15 protein-coding genes are annotated in these 16513 nt (G+C 72.1%); 10 read left to right on the forward strand and 5 right to left on the reverse strand.

The features are described from left to right. Positions 1 to 36 precede the first annotated feature (36 nt). From pstC to pstB, 3 genes are read left to right on the forward strand one after another with little or no spacing between them, the layout of a single operon-like run. Positions 37 to 1071 (forward strand): phosphate ABC transporter permease subunit PstC, encoded by a 1035-nt coding sequence (pstC, locus tag ACO4JP_RS03455; RefSeq protein WP_425955996.1) that lies wholly within the window; start codon positions 37 to 39, stop codon positions 1069 to 1071. Beyond that, complete coding sequence (pstA, locus tag ACO4JP_RS03460; RefSeq protein ID WP_425955997.1) at positions 1071 to 2015, forward strand: phosphate ABC transporter permease PstA; 945 nt, start codon at positions 1071 to 1073, stop codon at positions 2013 to 2015. The genes pstC and pstA overlap by 1 nt, the downstream gene beginning before the upstream one ends. Positions 2016 to 2041: 26 nt before the next feature. After that, complete coding sequence (gene pstB / locus ACO4JP_RS03465; RefSeq protein ID WP_425955998.1) at positions 2042 to 2821, forward strand: phosphate ABC transporter ATP-binding protein PstB; 780 nt, start codon at positions 2042 to 2044, stop codon at positions 2819 to 2821. 90 nt (positions 2822 to 2911) lie between these two features. Here the strand turns inward: pstB and ACO4JP_RS03470 are convergent, their stop codons facing one another. Then, positions 2912 to 3379 carry a hypothetical protein gene (locus tag ACO4JP_RS03470; protein ID WP_425955999.1) on the reverse strand — a complete coding sequence of 156 codons (468 nt, stop codon included), beginning with the start codon at positions 3377 to 3379 and terminating at the stop codon, positions 2912 to 2914. 199 nt (positions 3380 to 3578) lie between these two features. On the opposite strand from ACO4JP_RS03470, the gene ACO4JP_RS03475 reads away from it, so the two are divergent. The 4 genes from ACO4JP_RS03475 (at position 3579) to ACO4JP_RS03490 (ending at position 6040) form a co-directional block, all read left to right on the forward strand. Beyond that, on the forward strand, positions 3579 to 4061 hold the full coding sequence (locus ACO4JP_RS03475) for a CarD family transcriptional regulator (protein WP_111252208.1): 483 nt from the start codon (positions 3579 to 3581) through the stop codon (positions 4059 to 4061). Positions 4062 to 4140: 79 nt separating this feature from the next. Next, the gene (ispD, locus tag ACO4JP_RS03480; RefSeq protein ID WP_425956000.1) at positions 4141 to 4893 is read left to right on the forward strand and encodes a 2-C-methyl-D-erythritol 4-phosphate cytidylyltransferase; all 753 of its coding nucleotides are present in this window, start codon (positions 4141 to 4143) and stop codon (positions 4891 to 4893) included. After that, entirely contained in the window at positions 4890 to 5405 is a 516-nt protein-coding gene (ispF, locus tag ACO4JP_RS03485) for a 2-C-methyl-D-erythritol 2,4-cyclodiphosphate synthase (RefSeq protein WP_425956001.1), read from the forward strand. The genes ispD and ispF overlap by 4 nt, the downstream gene beginning before the upstream one ends. 5 nt (positions 5406 to 5410) lie before the next feature. Further along, a complete protein-coding gene (locus ACO4JP_RS03490) occupies positions 5411 to 6040 on the forward strand; it encodes a TetR/AcrR family transcriptional regulator (protein WP_425957046.1) in 630 nt (209 codons plus the stop codon). Here the strand turns inward: ACO4JP_RS03490 and ACO4JP_RS03495 are convergent. After that, positions 5992 to 7398 (reverse strand): D-arabinono-1,4-lactone oxidase, encoded by a 1407-nt coding sequence (locus ACO4JP_RS03495; RefSeq protein WP_425956002.1) that lies wholly within the window; start codon positions 7396 to 7398, stop codon positions 5992 to 5994. The genes ACO4JP_RS03490 and ACO4JP_RS03495 overlap by 49 nt on opposite strands. 77 nt (positions 7399 to 7475) lie before the next feature. Here ACO4JP_RS03495 and ACO4JP_RS03500 point away from each other — a divergent pair, with 77 nt between their 5' ends. The 3 genes from ACO4JP_RS03500 (at position 7476) to rlmB (ending at position 11234) form a co-directional block, all read left to right on the forward strand. Beyond that, a complete protein-coding gene (locus tag ACO4JP_RS03500) occupies positions 7476 to 8669 on the forward strand; it encodes an alanine racemase (RefSeq protein ID WP_425956003.1) in 1194 nt (397 codons plus the stop codon). 40 nt (positions 8670 to 8709) lie between these two features. Continuing rightward, positions 8710 to 10164, forward strand: coding sequence for a cysteine--tRNA ligase (gene cysS, locus ACO4JP_RS03505; RefSeq protein WP_425956004.1), 1455 nt, complete (start codon positions 8710 to 8712; stop codon positions 10162 to 10164). A gap of 83 nt (positions 10165 to 10247) precedes the next feature. Continuing rightward, positions 10248 to 11234, forward strand: a complete 987-nt coding sequence (gene rlmB / locus ACO4JP_RS03510) for a 23S rRNA (guanosine(2251)-2'-O)-methyltransferase RlmB (RefSeq protein WP_425957047.1) — start codon at positions 10248 to 10250, stop codon at positions 11232 to 11234. 89 nt (positions 11235 to 11323) lie between these two features. On the opposite strand, the gene ACO4JP_RS03515 is transcribed toward rlmB, so the two are convergent. The 3 genes from ACO4JP_RS03515 to ACO4JP_RS03525 all read right to left on the reverse strand — a co-directional run bounded on the left by ACO4JP_RS03515 (position 11324) and on the right by ACO4JP_RS03525 (position 16350). Continuing rightward, a complete protein-coding gene (locus ACO4JP_RS03515; RefSeq protein WP_425956005.1) occupies positions 11324 to 12553 on the reverse strand; it encodes a DUF4032 domain-containing protein in 1230 nt (409 codons plus the stop codon). 109 nt (positions 12554 to 12662) lie between these two features. Further along, positions 12663 to 13778 carry an ABC transporter ATP-binding protein gene (locus ACO4JP_RS03520; RefSeq protein ID WP_425956006.1) on the reverse strand — a complete coding sequence of 372 codons (1116 nt, stop codon included), beginning with the start codon at positions 13776 to 13778 and terminating at the stop codon, positions 12663 to 12665. A gap of 208 nt (positions 13779 to 13986) precedes the next feature. Continuing rightward, entirely contained in the window at positions 13987 to 16350 is a 2364-nt protein-coding gene (locus ACO4JP_RS03525; protein ID WP_425956007.1) for a bifunctional alpha,alpha-trehalose-phosphate synthase (UDP-forming)/trehalose-phosphatase, read from the reverse strand. Positions 16351 to 16513: the final 163 nt, after the last annotated feature.

Raw genomic sequence — 16513 nt, forward strand, 5'->3', positions numbered from 1 at the left:
CCGCGACGGACGCGGAGCGCGGTCACCGGCGCGGTCATGTCCCACCACGAGGAGCCACCTCTTGTGAGCACCATCGACAGCCCGACGCCCACCCCGCGCGCGGACGCTCCCCTGCAGCGCCGTCGGACTCGCAAGCACCAGGACACGGAGCAGGGCTTCTCCCGCGTGTTCCGCTGGATCTCGACGGCGGCGGGTGTCGTCCTGCTCGCCGCCCTCGCCGCGGTCGCGATCTTCCTGCTGCTGCGGAGCTGGGCTGCGCTCACCGCTTCCAGCTCGGAGCTGGTCGACCAGCACGTCCTGCCGAACGGTGTGGACAGCCTGGCGGCCTACGTCGCCCCGCTCATCTTCGGCACCCTGCTCGCCGCGGCGCTCGCGCTCCTGATCGCGACGCCCGTCGCCGTCGGAATCGCCTTGTTCGTCTCGCACTACGCGCCCCGCCGGGTCGCGGGCGTCGTCGGGTTCGTCGTGGACCTGCTCGCCGCGATCCCCTCCGTCGTCTTCGGCCTCTGGGGCGCGAAGACGCTCTCGCCGATCATCGCGCCGCTGTGGCAGAAGGTCGCGGCGCTGATCAGCCTGATCCCAGGGGTCGAGGTGCAGGCGACCCCCACGGGGCGCTCGCTCGCGACGACGTCGCTCGTGCTGGCGATCATGATCCTTCCGATCATCACGGCCGTGTCCCGCGAGGTGTTCAAGCAGACGCCGCGCCTGCACGAGGAGGCGGCGCTCGCGCTCGGAGCGACGCGGTGGGAGGTGGTCCGCACCGCGGTGCTGCCGTTCGGCCGCTCCGGCGTGATCTCGGCCGCGATGCTGGGCCTCGGCCGTGCGCTCGGCGAGACGATGGCCGTCCTGATGATCCTGTCGCCCGGCCTCGGGTACTCGTTCAACATCTTCGGCGCCGGCCTGCACCAGACGATCGCGGCGAACATCGCCGCGAAGTTCCCCGAGTCGAGCGGTCTCGCGGTGAACACCCTCATCGCGACCGGTCTGGCGCTCTTCGTCATCACCATGGCCGTCAACATGCTCGCGCGCTGGATCGTCGGGCGCCGCAAGGAATTTTCGGGAGCCAACTGATGAGTGCCGTCACTTCCGACGCGACCGCCACCGCACAGGCGCTGCTGACCGCCGGCGACAAGGGCCGCAAGCGCAAGGACCGCCTGATGACGGGCCTCGTCTGGTTCGCGTTCCTGCTGGCCATCGCCCCGCTGGTGTCGTTGCTCTGGACCGTCGTCACCCAGGGCATCGGGCGGCTCAACGCCGACTTCCTCTTCTACTCGATGCGTAACGTCTACGGCGGCATGGACGCCGGCGGCGCCTATCACGCGATCTTGGGCACGCTGCTCATCACGCTGTGGACGGCGCTCATCTCGGTCCCGCTCGGCCTGCTCGTCGCGATCTACCTCGTCGAGTACGGGCGTGGCGCGCTCGCTCGGTCGGTGACCTTCTTCGTCGACGTCATGACGGGCATCCCGTCGATCGTCGCCGGCCTGTTCGCCTATGCCGTCTTCGTGGTCTTCTTCGGTGCCGGCATCCGGATGGGCATCATGGGATCGGTCGCCCTGTCGCTGCTCATGACGCCGGTGGTGGTGCGCTCCTGCGAGGAGATGCTGCGGCTGGTGCCGAACGAGCTGCGTGAGGCGTCGCTCGCGCTCGGCGTCCCCAAGTGGCTGACGATCGTCAAGGTGGTGCTGCGCACCTCGGTCGCGGGCCTGACGACGGGCGTGCTGCTCGCCATCGCGCGCGTGATCGGTGAGACGGCGCCGCTGCTGATCGCCGTGGGCGTCACGGCGTCGATCAACACCAACATGTTCAGCGGGAGCATGATGACGCTACCGGTGTTCATCTACGACCAGTACAAGGCGGGCCCCGTCCCGTGCTCGGCGGCCGTCACGGACTGCATCGCGTCCATCAACTTCGACCGCGCCTGGACCGCAGCCCTGACGTTGGTCATCATCGTGGTGATCCTGAATCTTCTGGGTCGCCTCGTGACTCGTCTGTTCGCGCCGAAGCTGCGCTGAGATCGTCTGAGAAAGAGAGAACCGTGATGTCCCAGCGCATCGACGTGAAGGATCTGAACATCTACTACGGCGACTTCTTGGCCGTGGAGGGTGTGTCCATGGCGATCGAGCCGAAGTCCGTGACGGCGTTCATCGGCCCGTCGGGGTGTGGTAAGTCGACCTTCTTGCGCAGCATCAACCGGATGCACGAGGTGATCCCGGGTGCGCACGTGCAGGGCAAGGTCGAGCTCGAGGGTGTCGATCTGTATGGTCCGGGGATCGACCCGGTGGCGGTGCGGCGCAACATCGGGATGGTGTTCCAGCGTCCGAACCCGTTCCCGACGATGTCGATCCGGGACAACGTGCTGGCCGGGGTGAAGCTGAACAACAAGCGGATCTCGAAGTCGGACGCGGAGGAGCTGGTCGAGTCCTCGTTGCGTGGGGCGAACCTGTGGAACGAGGTCAAGGACCGGTTGGAGAAGCCGGGTTCGGGTCTGTCGGGTGGGCAGCAGCAGCGGTTGTGCATCGCCCGGGCGATCGCGGTCAAGCCGCAGGTGCTGTTGATGGACGAGCCGTGCTCGGCGCTGGACCCGATCTCGACGCTCGCGATCGAGGACTTGATCCAGCAGCTGAAGTCCGAGTACACGATCGTGATCGTGACGCACAACATGCAGCAGGCGGCGCGGGTGTCGGACCGGACGGCGTTCTTCAACATCGCGGGGACCGGCAGGCCGGGCAAGCTGATCGAGATGGACGAGACCGCCACGATCTTCTCGGCCCCGCGGGAGAAGGCGACCGAGGACTACGTCTCCGGCCGCTTCGGGTGAGCCGGAGCCCGCTGCCGTAGGGATGGACGTGGCCCGGTTTCCGCGAACGGAACCGGGCCATCGTCATCCCCGGAGCGGGGCTCGGGTGGGTCAGTCCTGCGGGACCGCGCCCTCGTACTCCGGAAGGGTGCCGTCCAGGACGGGAAGCTTGAAGTCCTTCGACTGGCCGGCGACGTCGAGGCTCGCGTCCAGGTACGAGCCCGGGGCCTCGGCGACGGTGTCGAGGACGACGTCCTCGCCGCCGTCGGTGCCCAGGGTGACCGTCTGTGCCGGGTCCACCGTGACGCGCACGGGCGAGGCGCCGTCGACGGTCAGCGTGAACGTCTGCGACTCGTCCGTCCGGTTGACCAGTGCGCCCTCGACCGCGCCACTACCACCCTGCGCAACGGCCACGACCAGCAGGTTCACCCCGCGTAGGGCATCGGTGACGTCGACGCGCGTGCCGTCCGACGGCGAGTACGGGTTGATCGTCATAGCGGGGGCGCACGCGCTGAGCGCGAGCACGCCGGCGGCGGCGATCAGGGCGGCGGTACGGACGGGGCGGGTGCTGCGGGACAACGGGCTCTCCTCGGTCGACGACGGGGCCTGCGCCCCGGGGCAGCATCCTAGTTCGAGAATCTTGACGTCGAGACAACGCAGTGGTAACGCGCTTGACCTGCGCGGACATGACAGGGGCTCGGCCCGGCGTCCTCAGGATCCACGGGGTGGTAGGACCTCGCATGGTAGGCTTGGCCGTTGGGAAAGGGGACATCTGCAGATGACTTTCGAAGTAGGCGAGACGGTTGTCTACCCGCACCACGGCGCGGCGCTGATCGAGGAGATCAAGACCCGCAAGATTCGTGGCGAAGAGAAGATGTACCTCAAGCTCAAGGTTGCCCAGGGTGACCTGACCATCGAGGTCCCGGCGGAGAACGTCGACCTGGTGGGTGTGCGTGACGTGGTGGACCAGCAGGGGCTGGACCGCGTCTTCGAGGTGCTGCGTGCGCCGTACACGGAGGAGCCGACCAACTGGTCGCGCCGGTACAAGGCGAACCTGGAGAAGCTGGCGTCGGGCGACGTGATCAAGGTCGCCGAGGTCGTGCGTGACCTCTCGCGCCGCGACGCCGACCGCGGCCTCTCTGCCGGCGAGAAGCGCATGCTCGCCAAGGCTCGTCAGATCCTCGTGTCCGAGCTCGCGCTGGCCGAGCACACGGAGGAGGAGAAGGCCGAGGCGATCCTCGACGAGGTCCTCGCGTCCTGAGCCGCGGTTCACCGTCCACATCGTGCCGACGCCTCTGCCCACCCGGGCGGGGGCGTCGGCGTTCATGCAGGGTAGGCCCATGACCACGCTGGCGATCCTCACCGCTGCCGGTTCCGGCACGCGCCTGGGACGCGACATGCCCAAGGCCCTCGTCGAGGTCCACGGCCTGCCCATGGTGCTGCACGCCGCGCGCCGGCTCGCGGCGTCGGGAGTCGTCGACTCGCTTGTGGTCACGGCCCCCGTAGGCCTCGCTACGGTCATGTCCGACGTCGTCACGCGCGACCCGCAGGTCACCGTCCCGGTGCGGGTGGTCGACGGCGGTGCGACCCGCCAGGAGTCCGTGGCGGCGGGCCTCGCGCTCGCAGGCCCCGGCGACGACGTCGTGCTGGTGCACGACGCGGCGCGGCCGTTTGCCTCCCCGGCGCTCGTGCGACGCGTCGTCGCCGCCGTGCGGGGCGGGCATGGCGCCGTCGTGCCGGGTGTGCCGGTCGTCGATACGATCAAGAGCGTGTCCGTCGCCGTCGACTCGCGCCCTGCCGGCGTCTTCGGCGACGACGCCGCCGTGGAGCCCGTGACCTCCACCCCTGATCGTTCGGTGCTCCGCGCCGTCCAGACTCCCCAAGGGTTCGACCGCTCGCTGCTCGAGCGTGCGCACGCCGCCGGGGCGTCCCGGGCCGCGGACGCCCACGCCACCGACGACGCCGGCCTGGTCGAGGCGCTCGGCGAGACCGTCGTCGTGGTGCCGGGCGAGGACGCGGCCCTCAAGATCACCACCGAGCGCGACCTCGTCCTTGCCACCTTCTACGCCGACGGCTCCGGGGACCGCCCGTGACGCCCCTGCCGCGGACCGGGATCGGCGTCGACGTGCACGCCTACGCCGACGAGGGCTCCGACCGGGAGCTGTGGCTCGCTGGGCTGCACTGGCCGGGGGAGCGCGCGCTCGCAGGCCATTCCGACGCCGACGTCGCCGCGCACGCCGCCGCCGACGCGCTGTTCTCGGCGGCCGGGATCGGGGACCTGGGTCAGCACTTCGGCACGAGCGAGCCCGAGTGGGCCGGGGCGGCCGGGACCGCGCTGCTGGCGGAGGCCGCACGCCGGGTGCGGGCGGCCGGGTTCGAGATCGGGAATGTCGCGGTGCAGGTGGTGGGCAATCGGCCCAAGATCGGGCCCCGCAGGGACGAGGCGATCGCGGCGCTGAGCGCAGCGGCCGGCGCCCCGGTCGCGCTCAGCGCGACCACGACGGACGGGCTGGGGCTGACGGGCCGCGGCGAGGGGGTCGCGGCGATCGCGACGGCCCTCGTCGTGCCGGCGGAACGCGGCCCGGGCGGGGGCGCATCCCGGTGAACCGCATGCCCCTGGCCGAGCGCCGTGCACAGCTGGTCCAGGCCGCGCTGAGCGTGGCCGCGCAGGCGGGGGTCGAGGCGGTGACGATCCGCGCGGTCGCGCACGAGGCGGGCGTCTCGCTCGGCACGGTGCACTACTGCTTCCGTGACAAGGACGAGCTGCTCGACGCGATGGGGCAGTCCATCAGCGTCGAGGCGTCGGACCAGATCAAGGCCGCCATCACGGCGGGCGCGGCGGCAGGTCTCGACTTCCCGACGCTCGCGCACGAGTGCGCCGAGGCGCTGCTCATGGGCCTCAAGCGGTTCCGGCAGGTGCGGCTCCTGCTCCTGGAGATCGCCACGACGGGGGCCCGCAACCAGGCGCTGCGCCCCACGGCGGTGGCGCACCTGGAGCAGTCCACGGAGATGGCCCGCGCGCTCGTCACGGCGTTCGCCGAGGCTGCCGGCGTGCGGTACCGCGTCGACGTCGGGCTCGTCGCCCGGACCGTCACCGCCCTCATCGACGGCATCGAGCTCGCGTGGCTGGTCGACCAGGACGACGCCCGCGCGCTCGAGGGCTTTCACGCCCTGGCAGACCTGCTGACCGTCTACGTGGACGGCGACGCCGTCGGCCGGCCCAGCACCGCGTCGACGTAGGGGTTCGAGAACAGCCCGTCGGGGTCGACGGCGGAGCGCACCCGGGCGACGTCGTCGAGCGGGTAGTGCGCCCCCAGGTAGTCGGCGGTGCGCGTGTGGAGCTTGCCCCAGTGCGGGCGGCCGTCGGCGGCGACGAAGATGCGCTCCGCGGCGTCGAACCAGCGCCGGTGCGACATGCGGGCGTACTGGTGCACGGCGACGTAGGCCGTGTCACGGCCACGGGCGGTGGAGAGCCAGATGTCGTCGGGCGCGACGAAGCGGACCTCGACGGGGAACGGGACCGGTTCGGAGGTGCGGCGCAGCCACTCGTCGAGCTCGGCGAGCACGTCGCCCACCACGGCGCGCGGCACCGCGTACTCCATCTCCCGGAAGCGCACGCGCCGCTTGCGGCAGAAGACCTCGTACGACGGCGCCACGTGCTCGCGGTCGGCGAGCGCGCGCGCCGAGATGCGGTTGAGGCTGGCGGTGAGGCCGGGCGCGGCCGTGGCGAGCCGGTTGACGGCCTCGAACACGCCGTTGCTCAGCAGCTCCTCGTCGACGAGGCCGCGTGCCTCCTGGCGCAGCAGCCGCAGGCGGCCCTTGAGGCCCGACTGGTCCGTGGCCCACTGGGCGGCGGCGTCGGGGGAGAGCCGCTCGTTGCGGATCGTCAGTGCTCGCTGGGTGCCGGGGAACCAGTAGAGCTCGGCATGGTCGGCAGAGCGGGCGAACGCGTCGAGGTCGGCCAGGACGGGCTCGAGCGGTCCGGCCTCCTCGCGGGCACGCAGCCAGAAGGCCGGGACCACTTCGAGCGTCACGGCCGTGAGCACGCCCGCGGTGCCGAGGCCGAGGCGCGCAAGCTCGAACAGCTCCCGGTCGGGCGAACCCACCGGGTCGCCGACGCCGACGCTGCGCACGGTGCCGTCGGCCGTGACGACGCGTACCCCGCACACCTGCGTGGCGAGGCCGCCGAAGCTCAGGCCGGTGCCGTGCGTGCCCGTCGAGATCGCGCCCGCGACGGTCTGGCGGTCGATGTCGCCGAGGTTCGTCATCGCCAGTCCGTGCGACGCGAGCAGGTGGTGCAGGTGGTACAGGCGGGTGCCGGCGCGGACCGTGACGCGCGCGGTGCCGTCGTGGCGCCGCTCGACGGCCTCGAGTCCCGCGAGGAGCTCGAGGTCGAGCAGCAGACCGTCGGTCACGGCGACCGGGGTGAACGAGTGCCCGGCCCCGACAGCGCGCACGTGCAGTCCCGTGGACGCGGCGCGGGCCACCTGTGCCGCGAGCTCGGCCTCGTCCCGTGGGCGGGCGAGGCGGGCGGGACTCGCGCTGGCGGTCCGCGCCCAGTTCTGCCAGGCGGGCGTCGCGGCGTCGGTGGCGGGCACGGGGGCAGTCTGCCACTCGCGAGAAGGAGGCCGCACCCCCTGTGTGACCGGTCGCACAGCCGGGGTAGCCTCCGCGCATGGAGACATCCGGTGCGCTGGCCCAGCGCCTCACGCACGCGACCGCCTTGGTCGCAGGGCCCGTCGCCGTCGTCGACCTGGACCGGTTCGACGCCAACGCGGCCGATCTGCTCCGGCGTGCCGGCGGCACGCCCGTGCGGCTGGCCGCCAAGTCGGTGCGCGTGCGGTCGCTCGTGCACCGGGCCCTCGACGCGGGCTTCCAGGGCGTGATGACGACGTCCGTCGCCGAAGCGCTCTGGCACGCGGGCCACGGCGTGCGCGACGCGCTCGTCGGCTACCCGAGCGTGGACGCCGCCTCCTTGCGCGCGCTCGCCCGCGACCCGCAGGCGCGGGCGGCGGTGACGCTCATGCTCGACGACGTCGCGCAGCTCGCGCTCGTCGAGAAGGCGCTCGCCGACGTGGGGACCGACGGGCCGCCCGTCGGGGTGTGCCTCGACGTCGACGCCTCGCTGCGGCTCGCCCTCGGGCCGCTGACGTTCCACGCCGGGACGCGGCGGTCGCCGCTGCACGACCCTGCCGACGTCGGGCGGCTCGCCGCCCGCGTGGCCACCACGCACGGGGTGCGGCTGCGCGGGGTCATGACGTACGAGGCGCAGGTCGCGGGCCTGCCCGACTCCAGCGCGGCCGTCCGCGCGATGAAGCGGCTGTCCGCGCGCGAGCTGCCCGCGCGGCGGGCGGCGGTGCTCGACGCGGTGCGCGACGCCGTCGGGCGCGACGTCGAGCTCGTCAACGCGGGCGGCACCGGGTCGCTCGAGGTGTCGTCGTCGGACCCGCGGGTCACAGAGGTCACCGCCGGGTCGGGGCTCTACGTGCCGGCGACGTTCGACGGGTACCGGTCGTTCCGGCCGGTGCCGTCGGCGTTCTTCGGGCTCGACGTGGTACGCGTGCCCGGGCCCGGGTTCGCGACGGCGTTCGCCGGCGGGTACGTCGCATCGGGTGCCGCCGGGCCGTCGCGTCTTCCGCGCGTGGTGACCCCGGGCTGGTCGCTGACGCGGCGCGAGGGGGCGGGCGAGGTGCAGACGCCGCTGCGGTCGCGCCGTGCCGGGGCGCTGCACGTCGGAGACCGCGTGTGGTTCCGGCACGCGAAGGCGGGCGAGCTCATGGAGCGGTTCGAGTCCGTGCACCTGGTGCAGGGGGACCAGGTGGTCGACGTCGTGCCCACCTACCGCGGCGAGCGGAAGGCGTTCGCCTGAGCACCCAGGTGGCGAGGCCCGTGGCCGGTACCCTGGGCGGGTGACTCTTCGCCTGTACGACACCGCCACGCGCACGGTGTCCGACTTCGTGCCCCGGACCCCCGGCCAGGTCGGCATCTACGTGTGTGGCGCCACCGTGCAGTCGGCCCCCCATGTGGGGCACCTGCGGCCCTCGGTCGCCTTCGACGTGCTGCGGCGGTGGCTGACGCGCTCGGGCCACCAGGTCACGCTGATCAGGAACGTCACCGACATCGAGGACAAGATCCTCGCCAAGGCCGCGGCGGCCGGCGTCGAGTGGTGGGCGCACGCCGCCCGGTACGAGCGCGAGTTCACCGCGGCGTACGACGCGCTCGGCGTGCTGCCGCCCACGTACGAGCCGCGGGCGACCCAGCACGTCACGCAGATGGTCGAGCTCATGCAGCGCCTGGTCGATCGCGGCTATGCGTACTCCACCGGCGAGGGCAACGTCTGGTTCGACGTCCGCTCGTGGCCCGCCTACGGCGAGCTCACCCGCCAGCGCCTCGAGGACCTCGCGCCCGAGCCGCAGTCGGCCGACGACGTCGCCGACCCGGGACACGCCAAGCGGGACGTGCACGACTTCGCCCTCTGGAAGGCCCCCAAGGAGGGCGAGCCGGCGACCGCCGCCTGGCCCACCCCGTGGGGCCGCGGCCGGCCGGGCTGGCACCTCGAGTGCTCGGCCATGGCGCAGCGCTACCTCGGCGAGGAGTTCGACATCCACGGCGGCGGGCTCGACCTGCGGTTTCCGCACCACGAGAACGAGCAGGCGCAGTCGCGCGCCGCGGGCTTCCCGTTCGCGCGCCGCTGGATGCACAGCGCCTGGATCACGCAGTCGGGCGTCAAGATGAGCAAGTCGCTCGGCAACGGGCTGCTGGTCTCGGAGCTGCTCAGGTCCGTGCCCGCTCCGGTGGTGCGGTTCGCGGTCGTGTCCGTGCAGTACCGGTCGATGCTCGAGTGGGCGCCCGACACGCTCGCGGAGGCGCAGGCCACGTGGGACCGGCTGGTCGGGTTCGTCGAGCGGGCGACCGAGCGGCTCGGCACCCTCGCCCCGACGGCCGACGAGATCGCCAAGGCCACGCTGCCCGAGCCGTTCGCCGACGCGATGGACGACGACCTCAACGTGCCCGCGGCGCTCGCCGTCGTGCACGAGCACCTGCGGGCGGGGAACACGGCGCTCGCTGCACCGTCGTCGCTCGACGCCGACGCCGTCGTGCGGGCCGAGCTGCTCGCCCTGCGCGGCATGCTCGACGTGCTCGGCCTGGACCCCGCCGACCCGCAGTGGGCTGCGGCGGACGCGGCGTCGTCGTCGGCGCGCGATGCGCTCGACACCCTCGTGAGCGCTGAGCTGGAGGCCCGTGCGGCCGCCCGCGACGCGAAGGACTGGGCGGCGAGCGACGCGATCCGCGACCGGCTGACGGCAGCGGGCATCCTTGTCCAGGACGGTCCGGACGGCGCCCGCTGGACGCTGGCGAACTAGAAGACCTGGTGGTCGAGCTTGTCGAGACCACCTGTACCGACGTGATGGTGGTCTCGACAGGCTCGACCACCGGTGGGAGAGACATGGCTGGGAACACGAATCGGTCCGGGGCAGTCCGGAAGGCCGGGAGCAAGAAGGGCGCCCAGGTCGGCACGGGCGGCCACGGGCGGCGCGCACTCAAGGGCAAGGGCCCGACGCCGAAGGCCGAGGAACGCGAGTACCACCCCGCGTTCAAGCGGAAGGCCGCCGCGGAGAAGACGGCGGCGGGTCAGCGTCAGCGCGACGCGTCCCGGGGCGTCGTGCGCGGCACGCGCAAGTCGACCGAGGGCACCGAGGTGGTGGCCGGCCGCAACTCCGTGCTCGAGGCGCTGCGCACCGAGGTCCCCATGACGACGGTGTACATCGCGACGCGCCTCGACCACGACGACCGCACGCGCGAGATCCTGCAGCTCGCCTCGACGCGTGGGCTCGCGCTGCTCGAGGTCACCAAGCCCGAGCTCGACCGCCTCACCGACGGCCAGGTGCACCAGGGCGTCGCCGCGCAGGTGCCGCCGTACGCGTACCGCGACGTCGAGGACCTGCTCGACGTCGCCGAGGCGTCGGGCCGCCCGCCGCTCATCGTGGCGCTCGACGGCGTCACGGACCCGCGCAACCTGGGCGCCGTGCTGCGCTCCGCCGGCGCGTTCGGCGCGCACGGCGTGCTGGTGCCCGAGCGTCGCGCCGCCGGAGTGACGGCGTCGGCGTGGAAGGTGTCGGCGGGCGCCGCGGCGCACGTGCCGGTGGCCCGCGCGACCAACCTGGCCCGCGCCCTCGGCGAGCTGAAGAAGGCCGGCTGCTTCGTCGTCGGGCTCGACGGCGACGGCGACACCGAGGTGGGCGCGCTTCACCTGGCGACGGACCCGCTGGTGGTCGTCGTCGGCTCTGAGGGCAAGGGCATGGGCCGCCTGATCCGCGAGGCGTGCGACGTGGTGGCGAAGATCCCGATCGACGCCGCCGCCGTGGAGTCCCTCAACGCGGGCGTCGCCACGAGCATCGCTCTGTACGAGATCGCGAAGGCACGCCGAGGCTGACGCCTGGCACTGCTGGGGTAGCGCTGTGGCCCTGTCTCCCGACGGAGACAGGGCCACAGTCCTACCCACGGTGAGGCGCAGCGTGCGGCTCAGCCGTAGAGCTCCTCTTCTTCCCCGATCAGCGCCTGCTCGTCCGGGCGGTGGCGGAGGACCTGGTCGACGTACGACACCGCGGCCTCCGGCATCGGGACGTCGCGGCCCTCGCGCTGGGACATGTACCAGCGGTGGTCGAGGATCTCGTGGAAGAGCTGCGCGGGCTCGAGCTTCTTGCGCAGCTCGCGCGGCACGGCTGCGATGGTCGGCTCGAACGAGTGGAGCAGCCAGTCGTGGGAGACGAGCTGCTCCGAGTCGTTGAGGCGGTCCGTGTGGGCGCGCCAGGCGTCGAGGTCGTTGAGCAGGCGGCGGGCCTGGTTGTCTTGGACGTCGAGGCCCGTGAGCCGCAGCAGGCGGCGTGAGTGGTGCCCGGCGTCCACGACCTTGGGCTGGATCTGCACCGTCGTGCCGTCGATGTCGGTGACGATCGCGAGCTCGCCGACGTCGAACCCGAGGTCGTTGAGGCGGCGGATGCGCTCGTCGACGCGCCACCGCTCGTCGCCCGAGAACGACTCGACGACCGTGAGGGCGCTCCACAGCTCCTCGTACCGGGCCACGAGGGCGTCGCCGATCGCGATCGCGTCGACCTCTTCGTCCAGCAGCTCGCCGGCCTCGAGGTCGAACAGCTCGCCGATGATGTTGGTGCGGGCCAGGTCGAGGTCGTAGGCGCGCTGCCCGGGCGTGAGCTCGCGGTGCAGGTCGCCGGTCTCGGCGTCGACCAGGTACGCCGCGAACCGGTCGGCGTCGCGGCGGAAGAGCGTGTTGGACAGCGACACGTCGCCCCAGTAGAAGCCGACCAGGTGCAGCCGCACGAGCAGGACGGCGAGGGCGTCGATGAGCCGCGTGGCCGTGTCCGGCCGCAGCGACTGGCTGAAGACGGCCCGGTAGGGCAGCGAGAACGCGAGGTGCTCGGTGATGATCGCCGCCTCGAGCGGCTCGCCGTGGTCGTCCAGACGCCCCGTCACGACGGCGAGGGGGACGACGCAGGGGACCTCGAGCTTCTGGAGGCGGCGCAGCAGCTCGTACTCGCGGAACGCGTAGTGGTCGCGCGTCTCCTTGACGGCGAGCACACGCTTGCCGAGCTTCACGAAGCGCACGATGTGGCGGGAGATGCCACGGGGGAGGGCGGCCAGGACCTCGGCGGGCCACTCCTCGAGCGGCACACGCCACGGCAGGTCCAGGAGCGCGGACTCCGGCGTCGCGGCGGTGATCTGGAGGGTCTCCACGGCTTCCTCAGGACGAAGCAGGGACGGACCCGGCCGAGCAGCCGGGCCCGTCCCTGGTGGTTCGGACACCTTACGGTGTGCAGGTCACGCTGGACGCGCGGACCTTGGTTCAGCCGAGGGTGATGCCCGTCGAGGCCGAGAAGACGTGCGCCTGGCCGGTCTTGATGGCCACGTTGATGACCTCGCCCTTCATCGGCACGTTGCGCGGGTCGATGCGGACGATGACCTGGTCGCTGTCACCGGCCGAGAGCTCGCCGTGGACGTCGCTGACGAGCGAGCCGTAGAGGAAGGCGTCCGAGCCGAGCTCCTCGACGAGGGTGGTCTCGATCTGGAACGAGCCGGTCGTGCCGGAGCCCACGACGTCGAGCGACTCGGGGCGGAAGCCGACGGTGATCTTGCCGCCGTCGGCCTCGGTGAGGCCGTCGACGACGGAGCGCTCGAGCGGGATCTGCGCCGCGCCGACGAGGGCCGCGCCGTCCTTGATGCTGAACGTGCCGATGTTCATGGCGGGGGAGCCGATGAAGCCGGCGACGAAGACGTTGGCCGGGTTGTCGTACATCTCGCGCGGCGTGCCGACCTGCTGGAGCAGACCCGCCTTGAGGACCGCGATGCGGTCACCCATCGTGAGGGCCTCGGTCTGGTCGTGCGTGACGTAGACCGTGGTGACGCCCAGGCGGCGCTGGAGCGAGGCGATCTGCGTACGGGTCTGCACGCGGAGCTTGGCGTCGAGGTTCGACAGCGGCTCGTCCATGAGGAAGACCTGCGGCTGACGCACGATGGCGCGGCCCATGGCGACACGCTGACGCTGGCCACCCGAGAGGGCCTTCGGCTTGCGGTCGAGGTACTCGGTGAGGTCGAGGATCTTCGCAGCCTCCTCGACGCGCTGGCGGATCTCGGCCTTGGGGGTGCCGGCGATCTTCAGCGCGAAGCCCATGTTGTCCGCGACGGACATGTGCGGGTACAGCGCGTAGTTCTGGAACACCATCGCGATGTCGCGGTCCTTCGGCTGGACGTCGGTGACGTCGCGGTCGCCGATGAGGATGCGGCCGCCGTTGACGTCCTCGAGACCCGCGAGCATGCGGAGCGAGGTCGACTTGCCACAGCCCGAGGGGCCGACGAGGACGAGGAACTCGCCATCCTCGATGTGCAGGTTGAGCTGGTCGACCGCAGGGCGCTCGGTGCCCGGGTAGACGCGGGTCGCGTGGTCGAAAGTGACAGTAGCCATGTGAGTGGTTCCCTCCACCGGCAGGTACGTGCCGGACGATCCGTTGTGTCGGGTGCCGCTGAGATCACGACGTGCGTGTCTGCTGTGACACTTGTTGAGTTGTCGACGTCGCCCTCGCTGGTGCGTCGGACGGCGTCGTCTACGTCGCCACGCGGGGCGACGGGGTGAGTCTACTCACTGCCGGGTCGTGCTCCGCACCCGGGGTTCGTCATGCGCCGGTCAACCCCTCACCAGCGCGCCGTGCGGCCGCGTCGGCGAGCCGGCCCAGCGCGGCCGCGAGCGCGTCCGCGTCCGCGACGCGGTGCGGTGCGACGGTGGGGCCGTCGCCCACCTTGACGGCGACGTCGCCAGGCTCGAGGGCGCCGAACGCGTGCTCGTCCGTGGTGTCGTCGCCGGCGTACAGCACACGGACGGGGCGGTCGCCCTCGGGGGCGTCGTCCTTCTGCGCGACGACGGTGCGCAGCCGTGCGAGCGCAGACCCCTTGTCGGCGGCCACGACGGCGACCTCGACGACGTCCTTGCCGTGCATGGCCTCGAGGCCCAGCTCGGCGACGACGGCGTTGGCCTGCTCGATCACGGACGCCGTCACGTCGGGCGGGGCGAGCCGGGTGTGCAGCACGGCCGCCGACGGCTTGTGCTGGACCCAGGCGCCGTCGGCGGCGGCGGCGATCTCGTCGAAGCCGGCGGTCACGGCGGCGAGCGCCTCGGACTGCTCGGTGGTGAGCTCGACAGGCACCGCCTCGACGGAGCCGTTGGGCAGCACCCAGCCGGTCTCGGCACCATGGCTGCCCACCAGGTAGGTGCCGGACGGCGGCCGGGCGCGGTCGGCGAGGTCGGCGAGGTCGCGCCCGGAGACGAGCGCGAGCCGCAGCCGGGCGGCGTCGGGCAGCGCGCCGATGCGTTCGACGGCGGTGCGCGCGGCGGGCGTCATCGCCGAGGCCGTGGGGTTGTCGACGAGCGGGGCGAGCGTGCCGTCGAAGTCGAGCCCGACCAGGACGGTGGCGTCGTCGGACCCTGCGAGCGCCTCGAGCGCCCGCGCGAGGGGGACGGGCACGCCGGGCGTGCTCGCGAGGTGCTCGGCGGCCGATGGCGCCTCGACCGCGGCGGGGGGAGACGTGCGGCGCGGCATCGCCTGCAGCACGCCGAGGAACGCCTGCGACCACTTCGCGACGTCGTCGGCCATGACCTTGCGGCGCAGGCGGCGCATGCGGCGGCGCTGCTCGCCCGCGGTCATGCGCGAGGCGGTGACGACGGCTTCCTTGAGGCCCTCGATGTCGTGCGGGTTGACCAGCAGGGGGCCCGAGCCGAGCTCGTCGGCCGCGCCGGTGAACTCCGAGAGCACCAGCACGCCGAGCTCGTCCGAACGGGCGGCGATGTACTCCTTGGCCACGAGGTTCATGCCGTCGCGCAGGCTCGTGACCAGCATGACGTCGGCCGCGAGGTAGAGCGCCGCCATCTCGTCCGGCGGGTAGGAGTGGTGCAGGTAGTGGATCGCCGAGTGCCCGAGCTCGCCGAACTCGCCGTTGATGCGGCCGACCAGCACCTCGACGTGCTCGCGCAGCTCCTGGTAGGCCCCGACGTTCTCGCGGCTCGGGCTGGCCACCTGCACCAGCGTGGTGCGGGCGGCGTCGACGCGGCCGTCGTCGAGGAGCTCGCCGTACGCCTTGATGCGATGGCGGATGCCCTTGGTGTAGTCGAGGCGGTCGACGCCGAGCATCACGACGTCGGGGTCGCCGAGCTCGGTGCGGATCTCCTTCGCACGCGCCTGGACCTCGGGGGTGCGGGCCAGCGCGTCGAAGCGGGTCGAGTCGATCGAGATGGGGAACGCGCCGGCACGCACGTGCCTTCCGAGGCGGGCACGCTCGTCGCCCACGGTGACCATGGGACCGCGCGTCGTGTACTCGGTCAGGCGGCGCACCGCGCGGATGAAGTTGGAGGCGTCGCCGCCGCGCTGGAAGCCGACGAGGTCGGCGCCGAGCAGGCCGTCGACGATCTGCCGCCGCCACGGCAGCTGCTGGAACAGCTCGACGGGCGGGAACGGGATGTGGTCGAAGAACCCGATGCGCAGGTCGGGCCGCTGGTCGCGCAGCATCTTCGGCACCAGCTGCAGCTGGTAGTCGTGCACCCAGACGATGGCGCCGTCGGCGGCCTGCGCGGCCGCGGCGTCCGCGAACTTCTGGTTGACCCGGCGGTACGCGTCCCACCATTGCCGGTGGTACGCGGGCGTCGAGACGACGTCGTGGTACAGCGGCCACAGGGTGTCGTTGCTGAAGCCCTCGTAGTAGCGCTCGATCTCCGACGCGCTCAGCGTGACCGGGACCAGCCACATGCCGTCGGCGTCGAACGGTTCGGAGGCGAGGTCGGGCGCACCCGACCAGCCCACCCAGGCACCTTCGGCCTGCTGCATGACCGGCTCGAGCGCCGTGACCAGGCCACCTGGAGACCGCTGCCAGTCGATCCCGCCGCCCGGCCGGACGGAGAAGTCCACCGGCAGGCGGTTGGCGACGACGACGAGGTCGTAGCGGTCACGGTCACCGGGCCGTTCTTTGCCGGTCAATGGGAATCCTGCCAATCGGGTGGGTGATTGCTTGACTGTCCCCAACCTACTCGGGGGCGCCAGGGAGGACCGTCCCGGCGGCAGTCGCCGGGCGACGCCGCCACCCCCCGCCGGACGGCGAAGGTGCGCGACGAGGGGACCCGCACCCTGCCCGCTGTGCCCGCGCACGGTGGCCGAC

This window comes from Xylanimonas sp. McL0601 (assembly GCF_049852175.1).
Lineage (GTDB): Bacteria > Actinomycetota > Actinomycetes > Actinomycetales > Cellulomonadaceae > Xylanimonas.